Raw genomic sequence first — 23957 nt, 5'->3', positions numbered from 1 at the left:
GTTTACGACTTCTATTTTTAATCTAGCGGATCAAATGTTCCACCCGGCCATCCAACTGTTGTTGTGATGTTGGCCCCAAAATTCACAAAATCGTTATGGAATGTGTAGAAATAATGAAACTCTGGTATTGTGTAAGCTCCAAAATTTGGTGTAGTTGTTACGTTTCTAAAATATCTCTGATAAGTCGTTTTATCATTCACATTTATGGTTTCTCTAAACATTACACCATTAGTTACGGCTTCTAAAATAGCCTTGTCAGCAGTGTTTGCTAATGAAACTTCTAATTTAGACATGTTACCTGTTAGCAGATGAAATGTACGTGTTCTTCTTAAATCAGCATTACGTTTATTTTCAAAAGCAAATTCAATTTGTCTCTCTCCTAAAAGCAAAGTACGGAAATCAGCTGTGTTGTTTGCAAAACCTAAACCATAATCTGAATCGCCAGCAACAACGCCAGCCCTAACTCTAATTTGTCTAACTAAATCTTTTGCGAATGCAATATTTCCAGTTTCATTTAAACAATCAGCATAGTTTAACATTACTTCTGCAAATCTCAATTCAATCCAATCCATACCACTTCCACCAACACCGTTAGAGTAAGAAACGCCACCTACAGCTAAACCTGGTGTAGTAAAACGTTTCACATAAACAGCATTACCATTCGACTCGTTGATTGCATTATTATAAGTCCACTGTTTTCTCGTGGCGTTACCGCTTAATGGATATACAGAACCGTTGGTTGCAAATGTTGCTTCAAATCTTGGATCTCTATTTTGCCAAAACATAACCGGATCATAAACAAAAGCAGTAGATGTTCCTCTCGGTTTTCCATCTCTCATCGGATAAGATTCTAACATTTTTACCGTTGGTGTATACATTTGATTGTATCCACCACCTTCTGAAGTTGGTCTGTTAAATTGCTCACCTCTATGCCCTCTATTTGGGATGGTGTTAGAATATGTCCTAACTAAAATGGCTTCTGTATTAGCAGTGCCTTCAGTACGGAAAATATCAATATAATTTGGCATTAATCTTTTACCTGCAGCAATACATAAATCGTAAGCTTCTTTGTTGGCAGCCAATGCTTCAGTCCATCGGGCGGCTACATAAGGATGCTTTGGATCGTTAGTTGGATTAAATTGTGGGCTTGCCCAGTAAAGCAAAACCTTAGCTTTTAAACAAGCAGCTATAAGCTTCGTCATTTTACCTCTTCCGTCTCCATCAGCCGGATTGAAGCCTTCTAACATAGTCATTGCATTATTTAAATCGCTGATAATAGCTGCAAAACATTCTTTTGCACTTTTTCTACCGTCTGTATAAACGCTATTGGCAAGTTGTTGCTCTAAAATTAATGGCACACCACCATAAATTTTAACCAACTCAAAGTAAGCCATCGCCCTTAAAGCATAATACTGCCCTAAATACTCACGCTGTCTGTTTTGAGCCATGCCTCCTTTTGGAATGTTTGTAATGGCGTCATTACATCTTGCAATGTCCCAATATTTATTATCGCCAGGATTACCTCTGTATTGATTACCCACAATCCCTCGAACATCATTAACACCTAAAACACCTTCCATACCAAGCGCAGCTCTAGCATTTGCATCGCCGTTTGGATAATAATTTTCATCACTTGCAAGATGTACACCAATCCTATCTGGCGCTATCTGTAATGGGAACCAAGGAATAGTTACATCATATACCCTATTTAGGTGCAATTGAACTGAACCCTCATTATCCCAAATGGCTATGTCAATACCTTCAGTATCAGGTAAAAGAAAAAATTCATCTTTATTTACGCAGGCAGGTAAAGCTGCTGCAATGGCTAAAACCAGTAAAGATTTTGTTATGTTGTTTTTTAATTGCTTAATCATTGCTCAAAAATTATAAGTTAAGACTTAAACCTAAAGATATTGTTCTTAGGATAGGATAATCCCAAGCACTTGAAGTGTAAGGATCTTTGTAAGGAAGTGGGTTTACGATTGTCCACAAGTTATTACCTGTAAGTAAAACTCTTGCGCCGCTAAAACCTATCTTTTTAGTAAATCCTGCCGGAGCTTTGTAACTTAATGTCATGGTGTTAATACGGATTGTTGTTCCATCAACGGCCCAGAAATCAGAGTTTCTAGCCAAAGATGGATCATCAAAACGAGGATACTTTCCTTGCATTGGATTTTCTGGTGTCCAGCGATCTTGCCAGATTGTTAAAACGTTTCTATTTTCTGCCGGAGCTGTTCTCGATCTTCCATCATAGAAAACTTTACCACCAAACCTTGCATTGATATTGGTACTTAAAGCGAAGCTTTTATAAGTTAAGTTTAAATTGATACCACCACCAAAGAATGCATTGGTATTTTTAAACATCGGTAGCATATCACTATCAGAAATTACACCATCGCCATTTGTATCTTCATAATATAACCAACCTGCTTGTGGAATGCGATCATAAAGCCTGTAATTTGGATTTTTAGCCATGAACGCATCTACATCGGCTTGAGTTCTGAACATACCAATTGTTTTTAAACCAATATTGCTAGAGTTATAAACTCTAGGATCTGTTCCGAAATTGATTAACCATTCGTTTGCTACATTGTTAAATAAGTTTCCCGGAGCATAAAGCAATCTATCTACAACAGAATTACCATACGAGAAGTTAACACTTGCATTCAGATTCCAGTCGGTTGCCAGTTTTGCTTTGTAACCGATGCTAAACTCAGAACCCCAATTATAAGTTTCTCTATAGTTGATTATCGGTGCTGCTGTTCCAAAATATTGTGGATATAAGTTATTTCCACCTAAATCAAATGCATCGTAATTGTAATTTCTGAAAACCTCAACACTAAAATCTAATTTATTGTTAAACATCGAAGTTTCTAAACCAACATTCAGGGTTTGTTTCTTTTCCCAGGTAATATCCGGATTAGCCAAACGAGAACGGTTTAAACTGTTTTGCGTTGAGTTTCCATATAAATATCCATTGGTTACATCGATTACGAATCTATCTTGCCATAAACGAGTTCCAATTCTGTCATCACCCGTAATACCCCAGTTTGCTTTTAATTTTAAGAAGTTAATAAAACCTAAAAACTTAGAGTCTTTAAAGAATTTTTCCTGACTTACAACCCATCCTAAACCTACGTTCGGAGAAACACCCCAACGATTTCCGGTTGCAAATTGAGATGAAGCATCTAAACGGGTAATTACTTCTAATAAATATTTTTTATCATAATCATAACTTAAACGACCAAAGCCTGAACGTTTTGAAGTAGTTGTTCTAGAAAAATCCTGACGAGCTAATGTTGATGCGTCAAATGCCCAATACTGATCTATGTTAGGAATTAATTGATTTGTATAACGAACAGCTGAAGCCTGCGAATTACCTTCGCTCTGCTCACCACCAACTAATATGTTAGCTGTATGCTTGCCAAATGTTCTGCCATACTGCAATGTTAAGAAACCTTGGTAGCTATTATTTTCTGAAACGCCTGGTGTAATGGTTGCCGCACTTGCACTGGTTGGTTCTACAAAAAATGATGTTGGAGAAGTATTAACTAATTGGTCGGTAAACAATAAACTGTTATTGCCCATTCTGGCGTAATTGAACAATCTGTAAGGCGGGATATATTGTGTACTCTTTGCCGAGCCACTAGCCTGAGATATCTGCAATCTTGCTGTAAAACCCTTTAAAAATGTTGGCTCGTAATTTAAACTTGCATTTATTCTATATCCTTTATTGCTACGATTATTGTAGTAACCAGATTCTGCCTGTGCAGCAGGGTTTAAATTATTACCATTAACACCTACATAATTAACGTAATTACCGTTAATACTGATAGGCACCCATCTTGGAGTAGTTACAAGCTTCTCAAAAAAGTTAGCATCATTATCTTGTGCATTATGTTGCTGTACTCTTGTTCCGTAATCTACGTTAAAGTTAATGTCAGCTTTTAAGCCTTCAACTAAGGTTGCCACTACACCACTTCTGAAACTGTATTTATCAAATTTCATCCCCGCATAGTTTGCGTTTTCACTTTGATAGCTTCCACCGGCAAAAAAAGTAATTTTATCACTGCCGCCAGATATACCAATATTATGGCGCTGCGTAGTTGCAGGCTGCCAAAGTTCATCGTACCAGCTTTTATAGTTTAGCGTTTTAATATACTCTAAATCTTCTGGAGAGAAATATGCAGAAGCACTTGCATTTTGAATGCTATAGGTTTCATTTAATAGTTTAGCATGCTCATATCCTGATAACATTTCTGGCGTTTTTGCAGCATCAGAAATACCAACATAACCATTGTAAGTAATGCTTGGACGGCCGATTTTACCCTTTTTAGTAGTAACCAAAACAACACCCTTCGCACCTGACGCACCATAAATAGCCGCAGAAGCATCTTTTAAGAAAGTCATATTTTCTACCATTGATGCATCGATATTGTCAAAAGCATCTCTGGTTACGGTAATACCATCAACAATATAAAGTGGTTCATCAGTTCCATTTGCCTCAGTGCCCACTAAAGAAGGCGAAACAGTTGAATTTCGGATGTTTAATGTAATTGGAGAACCAGGACGACCAGAAACTTGCGAAACACCTACACCGGCAATTCTATTTCTCAACGCACCCGCTAAATTCGGTGCCGGAACATCCTGAATTTCTGTACCTGTAATAGTAGCCACAGAACCTAAGATTTCAGAACGTTTTTTAGTACCATAACCTACTACAACAACATCATCTAGATTTTTATCATCTTCTACAAAACTAATGCTTAATGTTGTTTTTCCAGCTAATGGAACTGTTTGACGGATGTAGCCAATGTACGAGAACACTAAAGCATCCGTGTTAGGATCTGCGACTAATGAGAATTCACCTCTATCATTGGTGCTCACATTATTTGTTTTGCCTCGGATACCAACAGTTACCCCTGGTACCGGCTGTCCGTCCTTTTTATCTACAACTTTACCAGTAATTTGGCGCTGTTGTGCAAAAAGAACTGTACTTACAAGCATTGCAACCAGTAAGGACCATGAAAATTTTTGTAAAAGTTTCAATTTCATATTTATTATTTGGTTAGTTTTTAATCTATTCGGTTAGTTTGCTTTTTCAGCAGCGGCTTTTCTCCTTTTCTCCCACTCAATACCTTCCTTTTTTAAATCGTAGCCTGCGGCTGATAAATAGTTATTAATTCTGCCTTTGTATTTTCCGAACCAGGCATGTTTCTTATCTGATGATTCTGCATCCATTGCATGTTCTCTGGCTTCGGTTAACCAGATTAGGATTTGTTTCTTTTGTTCATCGGTTAGGGTTAAGATTTCTTCTTGATATGCTTTATAAGTAATCGGCAAAACATTGTAAGTCATTCCGTTTTTAACTTGCTCTATCTGACTTTCAGTTAAATTAGAGGCCAGTTTATCAATATATTTTTTATGAAGTTTCGCCAATGAAGCTTCTGTAACCCGGTTTTGCTTTGCAATTGCAGAATCTCTTTCTACTTTATTATCTGCATTCTTCTCCTTTATTTCTTTCAATTTCGCATCGCGAATAATGTAAATATCATTCAAATTGCTGTATTGGTCTCTGATGGTATTTCTAACCGATTCAGATTTTTTACTATCCTTTACATCAAGCGTAGCTACAATTTTATCAGCTCTTTCTGTAATTGCCTTTACATACTTTGCTTTTTCTTCTGCTGATATATTATTTTGTGCAATTGCGTTGAAAGAGGTAAATGTTACTAAAAGCACCGCTATAATCCCTAATCTCATATTTTCTAATTTCTATTTTTAATCAATTTTACATCACCACAAAAGTGAACTTTTAAGCCTAATTCATCCAAAGCAGCTGCTTTAATTCTGCAGGCCTCGTGTGCATTAGCTTCATAATTTGTATATACAACCTGAATGTGGTTTGCTTTATGTCTGGCCATCATCTGGTCGCGGGTTACACCTTTCAAAACCGCATGCATAATCGGCCACTCTGGTGTTGTATTGTTCCATCTTCTTTCAGTTTCAGCTTTAGGAAGTTCTACAACTTCGCCTACGCCTAAATCGCAATGTAATTCATTATCTATTATATAAACCCTACTCCAAACAATAAATCCAGGCTTGCTGATACCTTTTAACGAACCACCACCCAACCTAAAATACATTGGCGGTTGTCTGTCGCTGCTAGCACCCGCATAACCATCAATAAAATGAGCTGGTGGTGCTGCACCGGAAATTAAGAATAGCCAAACAAAATCGTCAATGGCTTCGCCTTTGTAATGTTCTCCCCACCGAATATCATGCAATGTATTTTCTCCGGTCATTCCAAGTTCTTTCCACAAACAATAGGTAAGCAAAGCATCTAAGCCAGCGCATTCATCAACTTCGTTAAAATGTGGTAATGCTTTTTTGGCATAAAGTTCTTTGCCTGCTTTTGAGAAAACCGGAGGTCGGTCTTCATTATTTAATAAGCCTTCAACCAAATCGCTGGCCACGGTTAAATCTTTTAAGCCTTGCTGATATTGAATTCCGATGGTATCGCAACTAAAATCATCAGCAATACGTAAAGCTGCGATGTACATTTTACATTGCTCCAAAGTTTGTTTTTTTGTTAGATGAACTTCTTCTTTGGTACCCCAGTTAAAGGTCATTCCTTTTTTCAATAACCAATCTAAAACATTTTCAGCTTCTGCATTTGTAACGTCTAGCATAGCTGCATAAAGTGCCGATTGACTCAATCGTTCTTTAAAGAAACCAGTTTTATGCAAAAGCTCATCAGGAATAATGGCATTGTACATGCCCATGCAACCTTCATCAAAAACGCCCATAATAACTTTGCGTTCTCTTAACCCACGAGCAAAAGCTCTGCCCTTTTTATCATCGGCAGCTGGTATTTTGCTTAAGTTAAAGCTTTGAACATGACTTTGGTCGTAACTGATTTTTCCTGTAGATAACCATTCCTGTAAGCCTTCACTAAAGAAATCATCATCAAAATTTTCGCTCCAGAGTGTACTGTAAGCAATGCCAGCTTTAGTTAAGCAACCATTTAAGTTCAACATGCCAACTAATCCAGGCCATTGTCCGCTCCAGTTTGCAACAGTTAAAATTGGCCCTTTATGAGTAGTTAATCCGGCCAGTACGTGATGCGAATATTGCCATACACTTTCGGCAACAATTAAGGGTTGTTTTGGGTCGATATTTCTAAAGATATCAATGCCCATTCTTTGCGAATCTATGAAGCCGTGTTTTTTTGTTGAATTGTACTCATGAGCACGCTTAACCGACCACCCAAATTTTTCGATTTCGGCCGTCAATTTTTGCTCCATTTCGAGTTGTGCCGGCCAGCAATTTTGGTTTGCCGAAAGCCGTAAATCACCACTGCAAACAAGTAAAATCTCGCTTAATTTTGCGTGCTTCATAATTCATTAATGAACAAAATATTTATATGAAAATAATTTGCCGGTTTATATTTTGGTTTATGCCTGAGTGGCTATATACAAAACTCAACAATCAAAATAGTTAATTTATGGTAGTTTTTATCAAATTTATATAGGATGTTATCCTAAAAGAGCCTATCTTTAGCCAAGATACGTTCATGTTTCGCAAAAACCGAAGCGTTATTTTAACCAAATATTTTTTATTAAAATCATGAAACCTCATTTCCACAAAGTTCCTGTAACGCTTCAAAGTTCATTCAGTATTCGGCATGATAATAAGCCAAATTTCGGCAACATTTGGCACTACCATCCGGAGCTGGAATTGCACTATGTAATCAAGGGTGAAGGGGTTCGTTTTGTTGGCGATAACATCAGTAATTTTGAGCCTGGAGAAATGGTTTTAATAGGTGAAAATTTGCCTCATACCTGGCGTTGTAAAGATGAATATTTCCAAAACAATTCAGACTTTAATACCGAAGCAATGGTTATACATTTTTTGCCAGATTGTTTGGGCAAATACTTGATTAATTTACCTGAGGCTTATTTAATTCCCAAGCTATTTGAAAAGGCTAAAAGTGGAATGGTTATCAACGGTGAAGCAAAGGAAAAACTGGTTGAACTTATGACGAAAGCCGTTAATGCGACCAATATCGACAGAATCATCATCTTACTATCGATTTTAAAGACTTTAGCCGAAACAGATGAGTTTGAAAGTATTGTGGCAAGTTCCAACACCTTTTATCAATCTAACGAATCGGAAACGCTCCGTATCAATAAAATTTGTAATTATACGCTTAGTAATTATAAAAAGGACATCACTTTAGAGGAAGTTGCATCGTTAAGTAACCTAAGCGTAACTTCATTCTGCCGCTATTTTAAACTCATGACTAAAAAAACCTATTATGATTTTCTGATTGAAATAAGAGTTAGCCATGCTTGCAGATTCCTGATTGAAAATAAGTTACCTACTGAAATGATTTGTTTCGACTGCGGTTTTAACAATGTATCGAACTTTTACAGGCACTTTAAAAAAGTTACCGGAATGACACCATTGGATTATAAACGGAAGTACTTGAATTAGTATTATTTTTCGCCACAGATTTACAGATTGGCATATTTACACGGCAAATCATTTTTAGCATTTCCGTCATTGCAAGGCACAGCTTGTCCCGATACTTCGGGGAAGCAATCTCACGAAATAGATTGCTTCGTACATCGCAATGACGAAGTTATTTAGCTTAAATATAAACCTGAATATTCAAATCGCTTCTTAAAGCTGTATAATCATCAAATAATTTCTCAACTTCTTTAACTATACTCGGTGTAAAAGCCCCCACATCTCTTCTTGTAAAAGTAGAAATATCTAATCCTCTTTTTTGCAGAAAATACTTAGAAACTATAGGATAAACATTGTGCATTACATCCATATTATCAATTAAAAATTGTTGAACTATAGCAACTTCTTCTTTAAGTGTCTCATCATTATAATGGTCGCAAAGCCAAACAATTAACTCTGGAAAATAATTCCCTTGAATACAAGATAAACCTGCTGAACCAGATTTTAATGATTCAACCGCATGAACGATATAGGCATCGTATAAGCCAAAGTTATAATCTTTAGTTAAATTGATTTTATCCTTTATTTGGGTCAAATCCAAGCTGGTATCTTTATGATAAATCACGCGTCCTGTCGAAACAAAATCGGCCAATTGTGTGGGCTTAATTACCCTTTTGTATGGAACCGGGCATTCGTAAAATCCGATAGGAATGTTATCTGTTTGCTTTAATAAATCGTATACATTATCACCAAAAACCTTATCCTCTTGATTTTCTTCTGCAAGCAAACTTGTAATGGCGATAACAGCTTCAACGCCAGTATCATTTACCCTTTTTACAAAATCTGCCTGTTTCGAAATTGCGCCACCAAATGTACCGGTTGCAACCACAGGTACTGCTCCGTTTACAACATCGATAACATGTTCAATTGCATCAATTCTTTCCTTATCTGATAATTCAAACATTTCGCTCGATAAACAATTGGCAAATAATCCCGAAGAACCAGCTTGTAAATAAATCTCAGTTAACTGTGTAAGAGCCGGATAATCTATATTTCCGTTGCTTAAAAATGGCGTGAGCATAACCGGGATGAACCCTTTTTGTGAGTTTTCCATTATATTGTGATATGGTAAATTTGTAATTAAATAATGCCGAGATAAGATTTTAAAAACCTCAATTAGCTTGTCTTCTATTTTTTAGTTTTGTTAATGCCACACCAACAAGAAATATTGTTAATGTACCTACAACAATAATCATATTTTGATGTAATGGATATCTGAAAGCTTCTAAATCTGTTGGCAGAAAAGAAGATAAAGTCATCCAAATGATAACCAGTATGCCAATAATTGTTGCAATTATGGCTTCGTGATTTTTGGTTTGTTTACTCACCATCCCGAGTAAAAATAAGCCCAACATACCTGCTGCAAAAATGCCCGATAGTTGCCACCAAACATCTAAAATACTTTTTACGCCAATCATGGCGATGCCAGCAATCATCCCTGCTAACCCAAAACCTACGGTTGCAATATGTAAAAGCGATAAATTTTGTTTCTCGGTGATGTCCGATTTTATGTAACGCTTGTAAATATCAACCGAAAATACCGTAGCAGAAGCATTCATACCTGAACTTATGGTGCTCATTGCCGCAGATAATATTGCCGAAACGATTAATCCAACCAAACCCACCGGAATCTTGGTGACCATAAAATGAGGCATAATCTTGTCACCATAATCAGCAGGTTTAAGCGTGTTTTCTAAAGCTAAAATTTGGGTAGCTGATGTACCAACCGGCAATCTTTCAATCGCTACTTGATGCTTGATAGATTGTACCAATTCAGGGTTAACTTCGTAGTAAGCATACAAGCAAGATCCTATAATAAAGAACAACAACGAAGCCGGGATGTATAACCACACACATAGCCAAATTGATTTGGAAGCTGCCTTACTTGATGATGCGGTATGGTAGCGTTGCACATAATTCTGATCCATTCCAAAATTATTCAGGTTTATAAAAAAACCGTAAAGCAAAACCACCCAGAAGGATGAACTTACAAAATCTGGAGAAAAGCTACCCAAACTGAATTTATCAGCACTTTTACCTATCTCAATTACCTTAGATACGCCTCCGGGCATATTCGTAACAATTAAATAAAGGATAAGCAAAGCACCAAAAGTTTTAACCACAGCTTGTACCACTTCAGTCCAGATAACAGCTTCAATTCCTCCTAAAACTGTGTAAATAATGATTGAAATCCCCATTACAATCATTATCATTTGCATTGAATAACCAGTTAAAGCTTGCAGGCTCAATGCTATTCCAAAAAATATCGAACCCATTCTTGCCAGCTGTGTTAAAAGAAAACAAACAACTGCATATACCCTTGCCCAAGCACCGAAACGATGTTCCAAATGGGTATAAGCTGATATTTCACCTGTACCACGGTAAAAAGGAACGAAATATTTTGAGGCAATCCACGCCGCCAAAGGCATAGAAATACTAAATACAAATGCATTCCAATTGCCACCGAATGCTTTTCCTGGCACACCTAAAAATGTGTTACTACTTAAAAATGTAGCATAAATTGATAAACCTATTGCCCATCCGGGAATGAGGCCCGAAGCTTTCGTAAATTGTTCGGAATTTTTGTTTTTTCTAGAGAAATAAACCCCAACTAATATCATTCCAACAAGATATATGAAGATGATTGCAAGATCGAATACAGGTAAACCCTTCATTATCTATTGGCTCGTTTATTAATTTGGTTAAAACAAATATGCACGACTAAGAATCAAGATTAATATAAGATTTTCGCCACATATTGTATCATATTATCTTCTTAAGGCTTGTGAAATTACTTACTGAACGTCCAGTGCATCAATGGCTAAATCTTTAGAATCTACAGCAACGATTCTCAATTTATAGTTACCGGCATTAATCATACTTCCGGTATTAGTATTAAGGTAATTCCATTTACCGGCTTTTGTGGGTGCAAACTCAGCCATTTCAGTTTTCATTATGGTGCCATCGGCAGATAAAAACTCCAGTTTTGCTTTCAGATTTTTATTTGATGGATTATGATATTTGATAGTTAGTGAATACGTATCGGCAACGCCAACCCAAATACTCCATTCTAAGGTATCCCCAGCCTGAGTTTTGAAAATCACCCTTTGTTTGTCCATTAAATCTTCTTTAACGATACCATCTCCAATTAATTTGGCATCGGTAGCTTTATAACTTGTTGTTGTTTTTAAATCATAAGCAGGCTCCAACTCAGTAGGTGGAATAACCACAACAGAATACATAAAAGCATCGCTTGGATTTAAACCTAACTTAACCCTACTGTCTTTTTTAAATCTTTTACGATAAACTTTAAAACTTGCACCAACACTATTTTCAGCAACAGTTTTGGTATCTTCAAAATCAGCCAGCCAGTCTAATTTATTTTTGATGGATGCATCAAGTATTACAAAAACATCAGAGGTTTCATTCAATGTGAAGCTTTGTTTTTGTTGGTTCTTATTGGACGTTTTAATCCATTCAGATCCATAAAAATTTGATGGCAATGATGTAAATTCCGTTGACTCATCAGCAAACTGTTTATCGCCAATATCCATCCAATCTAAAATTAAAACATCATCATTTTCTTTAATTATAGATTTAGTTTGCGGTGCAGGCTTTATATTTTTCTTCAAACTTGCTATCGCGATGGCAGAAATTAATGCTTGTCCTGATTTAATTTGCGGAAACGAAATATCCAATGCGCCACCTTTTACGTAAAATTTTATAGATTTTTTTAATGCTGCATCATGACCGACTTCTTTAAAAATATCCAAATCCATAATAACCTTTTGCTGATTAAAAGCCACATCAAATAAACGCATTCCTGAAGCATCCATTCCACCACCAGTATTTAACCAGGGCTCAATAAAATAAAGCTCTACTAAATATTCGCCATCCGGAAGTGGAAAATGATAATTGAGTTTATCTCTTCCATAACGGAACGTTTGAAATAGCGACCAGTCTTTGGTGCCTTTTATCGGGTCAAATGTTCTCCGCTGACTTGCAAAAAAAGAAGGGATACCTTTAAAATCCTTTGTCCACGATGTTGAACCGAAACTTTTTTTATCGCTTAAATTTCTATCTGCAAACCACTTAAAACCACTTGAATCGATAAAATCAGTTCCGCCACAATTTAAACGATACACGTAATTGTAATCAGCTTCAGCTAAATTAACCTCGGTTTTTATGTTGTAAAGGCTATCAAAATGCGGCGATTTCGGCAGGTTATTTAGAAGAATATAATCCTTTGCAACAGGTTTTCCGTTTACATAACCAACTGCATAAAGCACATTATATTTTACATTAGGCTTATTCCATTGAAAATGTGTTCCAATGCCACCTCGCTTTTGTTTACCTAAAGATTCTTGATTATAATCATTAAAAAGTTCCACCTCATCGCAGTTCGAATAAACTACTATGCTATCTTTTATACCAGGATTATTCCATCGGTTAGGCCAGGTGTGTGAAACAATATATACCATCGGTTCGCTTTCTTTTGGTGCATAATTCGCCCTGAACATGTAAAAAACATCAGTTGGTTCTTCCCATGGGGTAAACATGCCTTTATAATTTACCGGACCAATCCTATCAATATCTCTTAAACCTTCGCCGCCTTGTACCCTACCCGGGTTATCATGCGAGCTATAAAGCCAAAAGAAATGCCCTGCGGTTTTATCTTTTACAGATTCTGCAAGTCTAACTTTTGTTTCCATTAAATCGGTCATGGCATTTTCGGTATAACCTTTTTCGCCTGCGGCGAGTTTGTGTAAGTCTATTGTTCGCCAGGCACCATATTCTCCAACTAAAACTTGCTTCTGCAAGTCATCACCATAAGTTTGCGGATTGCCGCCGTAGGTTCCAGTCCAGTTTTGCGGTACATCCCAATCCGTACCTTTACCGCCATTGCAGGTTGTAACTTTTCTTTGCGATGATGCAGTCGGATCGAGTTTTATAATCAGTTCAGTGCATTCTCTGGCAAAATCTTCGGGCAAAGTGCTTTCATTTTCCAAACCCCAAAGCACTACCGACGGACTATTTCTGCGCTCCTTAACCCAATCAACCAGAAGCGTCTTGAAGTTCTTTCTAAATTCGGGCGTATCATACCAAATATGTGCTGCCATTTGCGTCCACGAAAGTATGCCCATCTTATCCCAATGGGTTTGATATTCTAAATTATGCGGTTGGTGGGCATCACGAAAGGCATTAAACCCCGCAGCTTTTATTTGCTTAACACGGGATTTTATCTGCTCGCTACTAAAAGCATGACTTTGCCCGATTAAGTGCTCATATTCTGCAATACCATTTATAAAAACTGGTTTTCCATTTAAGTAAAATTGCTTTTGATTTGCATTTTCGCCAATTGGCCAGCTAATCCAACGAATTCCATAAGGCGTATTTATCTCATCTATAATTTTTCCGTTAGATAAAACAGTTGTTTTTAAAGTGTAGAGATATGGATTTTCTAACGACCAAAGCTTGGGATTTATAAGCTCCTTTGTCTTTTGCTTTACATTGATTTCTTTACCAGCCGATGCCTTTATCACGCTTTTTTGTTCATCCACAACTTTCATATCCGCATCAAGAAGCTGATTTAAAACCGTAATCTCTTTTGCTGATGAAGCATAATTTTTAATAGTGCTTTTGATATTTAAAACAGCTGATTTTTCCGAAACTTTGTTATCATTCCAGATGTGAACGCCAAATGGTTCAATCCGTACCTCATTGGTAACAATTAAATGAACCGGACGGAAAATACCCATTGGCTGAGAACCTTCAGAAAAGCCGCGTTCGGTTGAGCAACCGCCATCAACCCAAGGCAAATCCTGAATATTTGCGGGATGATCTGCCCGAACAGCTAAAATATTTGATTGATTCTTTAATTTGATAGATGAAGTAACATCAAGCGTAAAAGTTGTTCTGCCGCCTGCATGATAGCCAACTTTTTTACCATTTAACCAAATTGTGGCATAAGAACCAACGCCCTCAAAATAAAGAAAAAATCGTTTACCAATAGGTTTTTCATTGGTTTTGAATGATTTTCGATACCAGGCATAACCATGTTTATTACCATGAAGTTTTCGCTGATAACCTTCGTACTGATCCCAATTATGCGGAACATTTACATTTTGCCATTTTGAGGTATTATATCCCGCAAGATGGAATCCATCAAATGCCTTTATATTTTTTGCATCGGCAATACTTTGCCAGTGATTATTTAGCGAAATATCTTTTCTGATGGCAGTTTGCCCAAAAGCATTTACCACAAAAAAAAGCGAAACAACAATAAATATTCTAATCAAAAACTTCATATAAAACAACACAAACATTCACAAATTCGTCATTGCGATTCAAAAATCATCTTCTTCCAGACAATCATTTTTAAGATTGCTTTTCCGAAACGTCGGGATAAACTATACCTCGCAATGACGAACTAGTTCAATTTTAAATCTCCGTCCATTTTGTAACTTTCTCCGGCTTTAGTTTTAAAACTAACCTCCTTATCCTTATATCTTATTTTGCAATCTTCTCCACTTTTTGAGGTAATGGTTAGGGAGGTCAGTGCGTTTTTATCCCAATTTAGATTTAGCTCAAATCCTCCTCTGGCTTTTAATCCACGTGCATCTCCCTGCGGTATGGTCGATGGCAGGGCGGGCAAGATATCAATATAACCTTGATGACTTTGCATAATCATTTCTGCAATACCAGCTGCGCCGCCAAAGTTTCCATCAATTTGAAATGGTGGATGTGCATCAAAAAGATTAACGTAAGAACCGGCGCCATTATTTGCAGGCTTTATTAGCATTTTTATCAGTTTCATTGCATGGTCGCCATCTTTAAACCTTGCCCAGAAGTTGATTTTCCAAGCCAAACTCCAGCCTGTTGCATCATCACCACGATATAAAAGCGATTGTTTAGCTGCATTCATCATTTTGGCATCTTTATCCCATGCAATATCATTTCCGGGATAAACACCCCACAAATGCGAAACATGGCGGTGTTTGTTTGTGGTATCATCTTTATCTTCCAACCATTCTTGCAACTGACCATACTTACCAATTTGATTTGGTGCAATTAGCTTAACTTTTTCCTCCAGTGATTTACGGAAGCTTTCATCAATTTTTAAAACCTTTGATGCTTCTATACAATCATTAAAAAGCGTTCGGATGATTTGATGATCCATCGTTGGTCCTGCAACTAAACCTCCGTTTTCAGGCGAATTTGAAGGCGTACTGATTAACCAACCAGTTTTAGCATCTTTAACCAAGAAGTCTTCAAAAAATTCGGCTGATTTTTTCATCAAAGGATAAGCCTGTATTTTTAGAAACTCAGTATCTTTTGTAAATTGATAATGTTCCCACAAATGCGTACTTAACCAAGCTGCCCCAGTTACCCAAATCCCATGATTGGAGGCATTAATTGGTGCAGTTCCATTCCAGATATCCGTATTGTGATGTAAAACCCAACCGTGGGCATTATAATATTCCTTCGCAGTTTCGGCACCGGTAATGGCTAAACCTTCCATTTTTTTAAAAAGTGGCTCGTTTAAAGCAGATAAATTTAACACTTCAGCAGGCCAATAATTCATCTCCATGTTAATGTTGGTGGTATATTTGCTTCCCCATGGTGGGCTTAATAAATCATTCCAAATTCCTTGCAAATTTGCAGGTTGCGTTCCCGGTCTGGAGCTAGAAATGAGTAAATAACGTCCATACTGCATATAAAGCCCTGCGAAAGCGGGGTCGTTTGATGTTGCAAATTTCTCCAGACGTTCATCAGTTGGCAAATTTTCACTCCCTGATTGCCCAAAATTTATACTGAATGTGTTATAATAGGATTGATATTCTTTAATATGAGATTGTTTAATGGAATTGTATGCCTTCCCCATTACGCCAAGCTGATAAACCGAATTTTTCAATGCCGGATTTCCGGAAACATTACTAGCACTAACAAAATTTGTTGCTGCAGTAAGGGTAAATGTTGCTTCATCGGCCTTATCTACAACAATTTGATTATTAACAATCTTTACAATTCCTTTCTTAACAGTTACACTTAACCTGCTTTCGCCTTTTAACGCACCATCTTTAACCTGAACTTTCATCGAAATGAAGTGTTTATCTACTTTTAAGATTTCAGTTTTTAAATGAGGACTGGAAAGCGCCGCCGTTAAATTTACAGACCCAAGTTTGCTAGCTTTTAAGTAAATAATTACGGCATTATCAGGTGCACTTGCAAAATACTCACGTTTAAAATCAACTCCATTTACAGTATAACTCGTGTTAACAATCGCTGTTTTTAAATCAAGTGAGCGTTTGTAGTTTGTGATTGCTGAATTTCCATGTTTGAAGTTCAATTTTAAATTGCCGAAAGGCTGATAACTGGCCTGATATTGGGCAACGGCAGGCGGCTCTTGATTTTGGATTTTGTATTTCCACTCCTTAACCAACGAAATCCCTTGCTCAACGGAACTTCCTTTCGGATAAATTCCAATCTTTTTGGTTGTGTCCTTATATCCGGCGATGCCGCCTTTATCGTAATAATTTAAAACCAAAATGGCAATTGTATTCTTACCAATTTTTATTGATGAGGCTGGAATCGTGTATTTCCGGGGTTCGAGGTTATCGGTATTACCAATTAATTTTCCATTTATGTAAGTGAAATCCTGGTCTCTGATTCTGTTTAAATCCAAAATCAAATCTTTTCCTTTCCAATCGGCTGGTACATCAAACGAAGTCCTGAACCAAACTGCTCCATCTAAATTGGTTAAACCAACAGCTTCCCAACCCTCATAAGATGGAACTTTAATACTTTTCCAAAGTTTATCATTGTAGGCTTCCAATGCTGGATTTCCTTCCATTCCTTTCCCAGATTTGATTTCTTTAACCCAAGCTTCTCGATTGCCAGGTTCGCTTTGCAAACCCATAAATTCTGCTTGCGCTAATTCTTCAGCTTCCTTTTGTTTACCTTCTGCCAGTAACTTTCTAATTTGCGGCAAATAAGCCGATGCGCCTTTTTTATTGTAACTGCGAGGTTTACCACTCCACAATGTTTCTTCGTTAAACTGAATCTGGTCGGAATTTACACCGCCGTAAATCATTGCACCGATTTTCCCATTGCCGATTGGTAGCGCATCCGTCCATTTTTCAGCAGGTTTGGTGTACCACAGTGTTTGATTTAAATCTTGGGCAGAAACAGAAAAAGCGCAAAGAAAGTAACTACAAATCAGCAGGCATTTTCTAAAATTCATCTTCAAGTTTACATCAATCATATTGGAATAATTTATTAGCGCCTATTGACCCTTATCACCAGAAATCACATTAACTTTTTCTGTTACATCATCAGCTTTGCTAACGCCCTTTACCGCATTTTTAAAGTTGTTGTTTCCTAAAGATATGTTTTTAGTATCAGCGCCACTAAGATTTAGGTATGTTGAAGTTCCAACTGACGGAAAGGCGTTATAAATGAAAGCATCGTTTGTATTTTTCAAATCGATAATGGCTGCATTTGCTTTTGGCGTGTAAGTTTTTACATTATCGATTGTTAACTGGCTCACATTTGAAGTAGAAATTACAGCGCCTAATTCTGTGTTAACCTGAACATTGTGAAACTCAATTTTATTAGCAAAACCAATTTTAAACCCGGTTTTCGCCTCCATATTTATATCACTAAAAGTGATGTTTTCAATTGGCATTTCTTCAATTCCGTTTAAGTATGCAGCTTCATTTGTTTGTCCGGTAATATTGCTAAAATGAATGTTTCTAAACCTTGGCGTACGTTCGGATACTGGTTCAACAGTTGTTTTAGCATACTGCATATCCAACACAATGGCCTGGTTGCGAATGTTCTTCATTATGATATTGCTCACGCGAATTTCTTCCACAATTCCGCCTCTGCCTCTTGCTGTCTTGATTCTGATGCCTCTGTCTGTACCATCAAAAACACAATTTGATATGGCGATTTTGCGTACATCTCCAGACATTTCGCTGCCAATTACCACACCACCATGACCAGATAACATTGTACAATTGGTGATAACATAATTTTCTGCCGGAACAGCCATTTTCCATCCCGGAGCATCTTTACCAGATTTTATCGTGATGCAATCATCACCAACACTAATGTGGCAATCTGAAATGTGAACGTTTTTGCAAGATTCCGGATTTATACCATCCGTATTTGGCGAGTGCGGATTATTGATGGTTACTGAATGGATTTTAACATTTTCACAAAATTCTGGATTAACCGTCCAGAAAGGGGAATTGCGAATAGAAATCCCATCAATTAATACGTTTTTGCAAAACATAGTTTGTATAAACGGCGGACGAAGAAATCCGCGTTTCATTTGTTTTGGGTCGTCCGGAAGTACAATATCCTTATTTAACCCATCAAACATGATTTGCCATTTAGAGCGAGCTTGTCCCTCTTTGTAACCCTCAACAAAATCCCACCATTTTTTTCCGTGACCATCAATTAATCCTCTACCGATTATCGAAATATTTTCAGCTTTATAAGCATAGAAAAGTGGCGAAAAACTCGTTACATCAACGCCTTCATAACGGCTTTTTACCATTGGTAAATAATCATCAAAATTATCACTGAAATGAAGTTCTGCACCTGCGTCAATTAATATCGTAATGTTACTTTTTAGATGAATAGCACCTGTTAAGTATTTCCCTGCCGGAAAATAAACCGTTCCGCCGCCTGCTGCCGAAGCTGCATCAATGGCTTTTTTAATCGCAACCGTTGCAAGTTTAGTGCTATCGTTTTTAGCGCCATACTTTAAAACATTATAATAAGATTGGGCTTTGCTCACTAAAACTGATGAGCAAAAAACTAATAATAGGGCTATAAATTTTATTGGTGATTTAAATATCATTATCGATTTGATTTACTAATTCAACTTTACAAGTACCTTTTTTAATTCAGCACCTTTATATTTTTCTACTCCGTTTACAGAAACAGAAAGTCCCTTTCCCTGATTATATTTCTTGCCGGTTTTATCCCATTTTATGGTGATGATTTTGCCGTGATAAGATAAATTATCAAGTTTAAACCAATCCCATTTACCTTTCGGGATGAGTGGATAAAGCTCAAAAATTTCATCAGCACGGGGTTTTACACCAATTAAATCGTTAATAATTAAATCGCAGAAAGTAGAGTGATTGTAAAAACTGCTTCTCGGATTATCACCTTTAAGCCATTCGCCATTTTTTTCATCCTGGTATTCGCCCAAATAAGGCTTGCCATTTTTTGTATGCGATTTAGCGTAAGTATGCAATTCATCGTAAAAAACATCGGCAGTCATTTTGCCATGGTTTTTATAATTGGTTAATAAATTTGAAAGTCCTTTTAAGGTTTGCGATGTAGCAAAAGGCCAAAGTGCTCCATCCCATTCGCAGCTGTGACCCGTTCCACGCGTTCTAAAAGTTGGGTTTCTACGTTCTGCAGTAGTCAAGCCCCAAGGGGCGTTAAAGCCGGCAGTATCTAAAACTTGATTCCAAGCCAAGGCGTATTCTGGCTTATCATCCGGCAGGTTAAAATCCCATGGGATAAAACCAATCGCTTCGCGAACATTTGCCAATCCACCTTTTGCCAGTTTGGTTTCAAAAAATGATGATGAGGTATTCCATAAACTATCCTGAACAAGTTTTTTCAAAGCAACGGCTTTTGCATCGTACTTTTTTTTGAGGTTTTTATCACCAAATAATGAAGCGATTTGAGCCATCGCTTTTGCATTTGCAAACATATAACTGCTGATAGTTGGTCTTCGATTTTCATCTCTTCTGGAGCCACTAACCGATTCTTCCATACCATCCTTAACATCGTGCTGCCAAAACAAACCACTTTTTAAACCACGTTCCTTTTCCCATTTCTCATAATCTGAATCCATTGCAGGAAAAATACTTTTAAGAAATGCTGCATCAGGCTTTACCAGCTGGTTTTGGTAAATGGCATCATCAATCCAACTGCTAAACTGGTGGAAACGAGGCTTGGTTTGACCAACATCGGCATTGTAAAACCAAAACTTAATATAATCCTTTAAATAGCTATTATCCTTTAACCAGCGGCCTTCGTAAATATGGTGCCCGGCAGCACAGCTGATGGAATTATATTTCCCGGCATGTTTTACCGGCTCAATAAATTCTGTAAAAATGAATCCCTCAGGTGTTTTAACTAAATGTTTACGAAACGACCACCAACGATAATAATAATTTTGCTCCAAAACTTTATCGGGGCATTCTAAAAGTGGAATATTTTCTGATAACCAATTATAAGCATTCGCGTTTGGCACAAAGTTTTTTACCGCTTCAGTATCAATCGAATTAAAATAGCTAACATATTCCTTAAGTTTAGCTTTTAAAGGCATTGCCTTTTGCTGTGCTAAAACTGTAAATGCGAACGATGTGGCGAATAATGCCGTTAAAAAAACCTTCTTCATTTTATTCGAATAACCAGTCAATATCTTTTCCACGACCATCAAGCCCTGCGTTGAAAATGCGCAATTCTTGTTTATCATCAATAAAGCCTAAAATTAAGCAAGCGCCTTTACCCAACGTTAAAGTATGCGTACCTGGCTGAAATGAATAGGCATGAACATTAAGTGGCAAATAACCGTTTAAAACCAGTGCATTTGAAATTTTAATCTCACTCTGACCATAATTATTGGCACTTGCATCTGTTTCCAATTGTGGCGGATGCAAGGTTGATGCATCTTTAACATTGAAATAACAAACCAAAATTTTAACCGCAGATTTTGTACTGAATTTTATTTCTGTTCCTGCTTTGACCTGATTTGCTTTTGAAAGTTTTATCCCTTTCAAGCCAATTAATTCAGGCGTTATTTCTTTTACCGTTACAGTTGTATCAGAAAATACATTTACGTTTTTGTTAAAAACAATTTCTTCAGCTTTAGGCGAAAGTATTTTAGCATCAGCATTTTTGTAGGCGATGATTTTAATTTCTGAGCCTGGCTTAACCGATTTTAAAGAATCGATACTATGTTTGAAATGATTTAACTCTTTGGTAAAAACCGGCAGCATTTCTTTCCAGGTAATAAAAGTTTTATCTACACCACGCATTGGTATTTTTCGCTGCTTGGTTTGCATGCTGTTGGCATACAAGTAATCATTTTCGGTAAGTTTTACCAACTCTGCATAGAAATCCAGGCTTTTTTGTAATGATGGCAAGGCTTTTTCAAGGTCGGTAACCTCATTAGAGTATTTGTAACGTAAAATCCACAATGCAGCTTTTACCTTTTCGGCATAAGAATTGGCCATTGCATTGTAGCAATAAATATCGTTTTTTAATCGGTTAAATTCAGCAGTATCTTTTGTTGGCTTCGCCTGATTAATGGCCGCAATCGCTTTCTTGCCATGCTCTACAACTTCCTTTGCAATCTGAACTGGCGTTTCGCCAATATGGCCTTGTTTTTTCCATTCCTTTTCAGCGTACTCAATAATCATTTCACCTTCGGGTGCTTCAGATTCGTACATCAAAGTAAATAAACCATACCTGAAAGGATTAATTAACTGGGTCATCAGCATACCTAATGTTAAGGTTTGTCTATTGCCATCTGTAATGCCATAACGACGTAAAAGCTTTGGCGAAATCTCTCCAGATTCTTCGTAAGCGTTCAAAATAAATTTTCCACCATTTGCATCTGTACCGTATTTTTTTGCTAATTCCGTACCCCAATATTCAATTTCTCCATTCCTATCTCGCTTACTATTCCAGGCATAACGGCCCCATTCTTTGTACCAAATCCAGTCTCTATCAGTTTGCAGCAAACGTCCTTTAACGTTATCGGCTGTGTAAGGCCAATCCCAGTAACTTGCTTGAGGATACAAATGCAAGCCTTTCGCACCGTAAATTTTATCCATTGCCTGCACCGATTTTTGGATAAAATCTGCAGAACCGTAGCGAAACGGCTCCAGGTTGGCTAAAATGTGTACATTAGAAATATTTATGGTACCAATTGAAGCAAGCTTTCTATTCAATTCTGCCCATGCACCCCGAGGCTCATAAGTTGTTAAAGCTTCACCATTAAATTTATTTTCGGTATAAAGGTTTTTGTAAAGCGGTAAGGCTGCTTTCATAACTGCAGGCGCATCAGTATCATGTGCACGCAAAACAATCGGTGGTTCATCGGTTCTGCCAGATGCTTTGAGTCCATCTTTTAAACCCGGAATAATGGTTTTGGTAAACCAATCAATATCATCCTGACCAACACCTTCCATTGCTTCCCCAAGCGCAACCATTAAGCCCACATTTGGATATTTTTCTACAAAAGCAGCGATAGATTTTCTGGTATAATCCGCAATCAAAGGGATTATTGGTCGGTTTCTATCCTGGGTTTTTAAGCCATGTTTTTCGGCGAATGGTTTAGGGATAATGATGTTATAAAACATTTGAATCACCCAAATTCCGCGTTTATCGGCCTCATGTGTTAAAAACTTAAAAATCTCTTCGTTCTTTTTAAAGGTTTCATCATCAACCTCAATCGCATAAGGGTAATCTTTTAATTTAATAAGTGAAGAAAAAGGGTGACCATTCCATAAATAAAGTGAGTTATAACGGTTTTCAACCATCATATCCAGATATTTTACCCAAAGTTCCTTGTCGTAAAACCAAGGAAAGGTTTCTGGTGTATAAGGATATTCATAAACATCACGTCCGGGCAAGTAATCTGGTTTTTGCAAGCCAATACAAGTGCCGCGTAAAACCATTTCAGGTTGCTCCGTAACTGAAATATTTGCAGGAATTTTGCCCTGATTTTTAATCTGTTCAGCTAATTCCATACAACCATATAGCGCACCAGAATCATCAGCCCCGATAATATATAATACACCTTTAGCATCATACATTAAAGTAAAACCCTCTTTACCAGATGCCGATACTTTGTTTTTTACAGTCTGCGGCAATATGGATTCTATTGATTTATCACCAAGCTTGCCAACAACAATTGCATTTTTTGAAAGTGTTAACTTTTGGTTTTGCTTAACGCTATTTACTATTAATTTGTAGTTGTTATTTTTTAGCGATGCTGATAATTTCTCTACTCCAAAACTGATACGAAGACTACTTTCAGCGGAAACGAAAATGGTTTTGCTTTCAGCCGCTTTTTCAATATTAGCACTAGAAAATATGGGTGATAAAAACAGACAGGTAATAAAAATCAGAAATTTTTTCATTCAGTTGGCTCTACAACTCTAAAGCCGTTTTGATACAAGCTTTTGAGGATATTTGGTTATAATATTATTTAAATATAAAAGTAATATTCAAATATAAGTAATATATTAGGTCTGGTTTGTAAAATTTCTGCAAGCTAAACCTGAAAAACGGCCTGAAAATGAACCAATGCGAAGATTAGATAATATTTAGGCAAGAAGATACAATTTTCAGTTTGCAAATTCTTTTTTATTTGC

At 37.0% G+C, this 23957-nt stretch carries 12 protein-coding genes; 1 reads left to right on the top strand and 11 read right to left on the bottom strand.

Features of this window, described 5'->3' with window-relative positions; all coding sequences use genetic code 11:
- Positions 1-17: 17 nt before the first annotated feature.
- From QWY86_RS18195 to QWY86_RS18180, 4 genes are read right to left on the bottom strand one after another with little or no spacing between them, the layout of a single operon-like run.
- Positions 18-1874: a RagB/SusD family nutrient uptake outer membrane protein gene (locus QWY86_RS18195; RefSeq protein ID WP_290244174.1), complete on the bottom strand. Its 1857-nt coding sequence runs from the start codon at positions 1872-1874 to the stop codon at positions 18-20.
- A 10-nt stretch (positions 1875-1884) separates the two neighbouring features.
- Positions 1885-5055: a SusC/RagA family TonB-linked outer membrane protein gene (locus tag QWY86_RS18190; protein ID WP_290244172.1), complete on the bottom strand. Its 3171-nt coding sequence runs from the start codon at positions 5053-5055 to the stop codon at positions 1885-1887.
- A 33-nt stretch (positions 5056-5088) separates the two neighbouring features.
- On the bottom strand, positions 5089-5763 hold the full coding sequence (locus QWY86_RS18185) for a DUF3826 domain-containing protein (protein ID WP_290244170.1): 675 nt from the start codon (positions 5761-5763) through the stop codon (positions 5089-5091).
- A gap of 5 nt (positions 5764-5768) precedes the next feature.
- Positions 5769-7400, bottom strand: coding sequence for a fucose isomerase (locus QWY86_RS18180; protein WP_290244169.1), 1632 nt, complete (start codon positions 7398-7400; stop codon positions 5769-5771).
- 229 nt (positions 7401-7629) lie between these two features.
- Here QWY86_RS18180 and QWY86_RS18175 point away from each other — a divergent pair, with 229 nt between their 5' ends.
- Positions 7630-8499 carry an AraC family transcriptional regulator gene (locus tag QWY86_RS18175; RefSeq protein ID WP_290244167.1) on the top strand — a complete coding sequence of 290 codons (870 nt, stop codon included), beginning with the start codon at positions 7630-7632 and terminating at the stop codon, positions 8497-8499.
- A 157-nt stretch (positions 8500-8656) separates the two neighbouring features.
- Here QWY86_RS18175 and QWY86_RS18170 read toward each other — a convergent pair whose 3' ends face one another.
- The 7 genes from QWY86_RS18170 to QWY86_RS18140 all read right to left on the bottom strand — a co-directional run bounded on the left by QWY86_RS18170 (position 8657) and on the right by QWY86_RS18140 (position 23723).
- Entirely contained in the window at positions 8657-9589 is a 933-nt protein-coding gene (locus QWY86_RS18170; RefSeq protein WP_290244165.1) for a dihydrodipicolinate synthase family protein, read from the bottom strand.
- Positions 9590-9647: 58 nt separating this feature from the next.
- Positions 9648-11210 carry a sodium:solute symporter family protein gene (locus QWY86_RS18165; RefSeq protein WP_290244164.1) on the bottom strand — a complete coding sequence of 521 codons (1563 nt, stop codon included), beginning with the start codon at positions 11208-11210 and terminating at the stop codon, positions 9648-9650.
- 120 nt (positions 11211-11330) lie between these two features.
- The gene (locus QWY86_RS18160; protein ID WP_435406641.1) at positions 11331-14843 is read right to left on the bottom strand and encodes a malectin domain-containing carbohydrate-binding protein; all 3513 of its coding nucleotides are present in this window, start codon (positions 14841-14843) and stop codon (positions 11331-11333) included.
- Positions 14844-14965: 122 nt separating this feature from the next.
- The gene (locus tag QWY86_RS18155; protein WP_290244160.1) at positions 14966-17779 is read right to left on the bottom strand and encodes a glycoside hydrolase family 95 protein; all 2814 of its coding nucleotides are present in this window, start codon (positions 17777-17779) and stop codon (positions 14966-14968) included.
- Between the two features lie 42 nt (positions 17780-17821).
- Positions 17822-19408: a glycoside hydrolase family 28 protein gene (locus QWY86_RS18150; protein ID WP_290244158.1), complete on the bottom strand. Its 1587-nt coding sequence runs from the start codon at positions 19406-19408 to the stop codon at positions 17822-17824.
- A 15-nt stretch (positions 19409-19423) separates the two neighbouring features.
- Positions 19424-20971, bottom strand: coding sequence for an MGH1-like glycoside hydrolase domain-containing protein (locus QWY86_RS18145; protein WP_290244157.1), 1548 nt, complete (start codon positions 20969-20971; stop codon positions 19424-19426).
- Between the two features lies 1 nt (position 20972).
- Complete coding sequence (locus QWY86_RS18140; protein ID WP_290244156.1) at positions 20973-23723, bottom strand: alpha-d-galacturonidase; 2751 nt, start codon at positions 23721-23723, stop codon at positions 20973-20975.
- Positions 23724-23957 lie beyond the last annotated feature (234 nt).

The sequence above is a fragment of the Pedobacter aquatilis genome (assembly GCF_030409415.1).
GTDB classification, from domain to species: Bacteria; Bacteroidota; Bacteroidia; order Sphingobacteriales; family Sphingobacteriaceae; genus Pedobacter; species Pedobacter aquatilis.
The sequence above is the reverse complement of the archived record's forward strand: the minus strand, read 5'-3'. Positions and strand labels throughout refer to the sequence as shown.

Excerpts from the sequence above, each read along its gene's own strand:
- QWY86_RS18195 (WP_290244174.1), bottom strand. The coding sequence starts at position 1,874 with ATGATTAAGCAATTAAAAAACAACATAACAAAATCTTTACTGGTTTTA.
- QWY86_RS18190 (WP_290244172.1), bottom strand. The coding sequence starts at position 5,055 with ATGAAATTGAAACTTTTACAAAAATTTTCATGGTCCTTACTGGTTGCA.
- QWY86_RS18185 (WP_290244170.1), bottom strand. The coding sequence starts at position 5,763 with ATGAGATTAGGGATTATAGCGGTGCTTTTAGTAACATTTACCTCTTTC.
- QWY86_RS18180 (WP_290244169.1), bottom strand. The coding sequence starts at position 7,400 with ATGAAGCACGCAAAATTAAGCGAGATTTTACTTGTTTGCAGTGGTGAT.
- QWY86_RS18175 (WP_290244167.1), top strand. The coding sequence starts at position 7,630 with ATGAAACCTCATTTCCACAAAGTTCCTGTAACGCTTCAAAGTTCATTC.
- QWY86_RS18170 (WP_290244165.1), bottom strand. The coding sequence starts at position 9,589 with ATGGAAAACTCACAAAAAGGGTTCATCCCGGTTATGCTCACGCCATTT.
- QWY86_RS18165 (WP_290244164.1), bottom strand. The coding sequence starts at position 11,210 with ATGAAGGGTTTACCTGTATTCGATCTTGCAATCATCTTCATATATCTT.
- QWY86_RS18160 (WP_435406641.1), bottom strand. The coding sequence starts at position 14,843 with ATGAAGTTTTTGATTAGAATATTTATTGTTGTTTCGCTTTTTTTTGTG.
- QWY86_RS18155 (WP_290244160.1), bottom strand. The coding sequence starts at position 17,779 with ATGAATTTTAGAAAATGCCTGCTGATTTGTAGTTACTTTCTTTGCGCT.
- QWY86_RS18150 (WP_290244158.1), bottom strand. The coding sequence starts at position 19,408 with ATGATATTTAAATCACCAATAAAATTTATAGCCCTATTATTAGTTTTT.
- QWY86_RS18145 (WP_290244157.1), bottom strand. The coding sequence starts at position 20,971 with ATGAAGAAGGTTTTTTTAACGGCATTATTCGCCACATCGTTCGCATTT.
- QWY86_RS18140 (WP_290244156.1), bottom strand. The coding sequence starts at position 23,723 with ATGAAAAAATTTCTGATTTTTATTACCTGTCTGTTTTTATCACCCATA.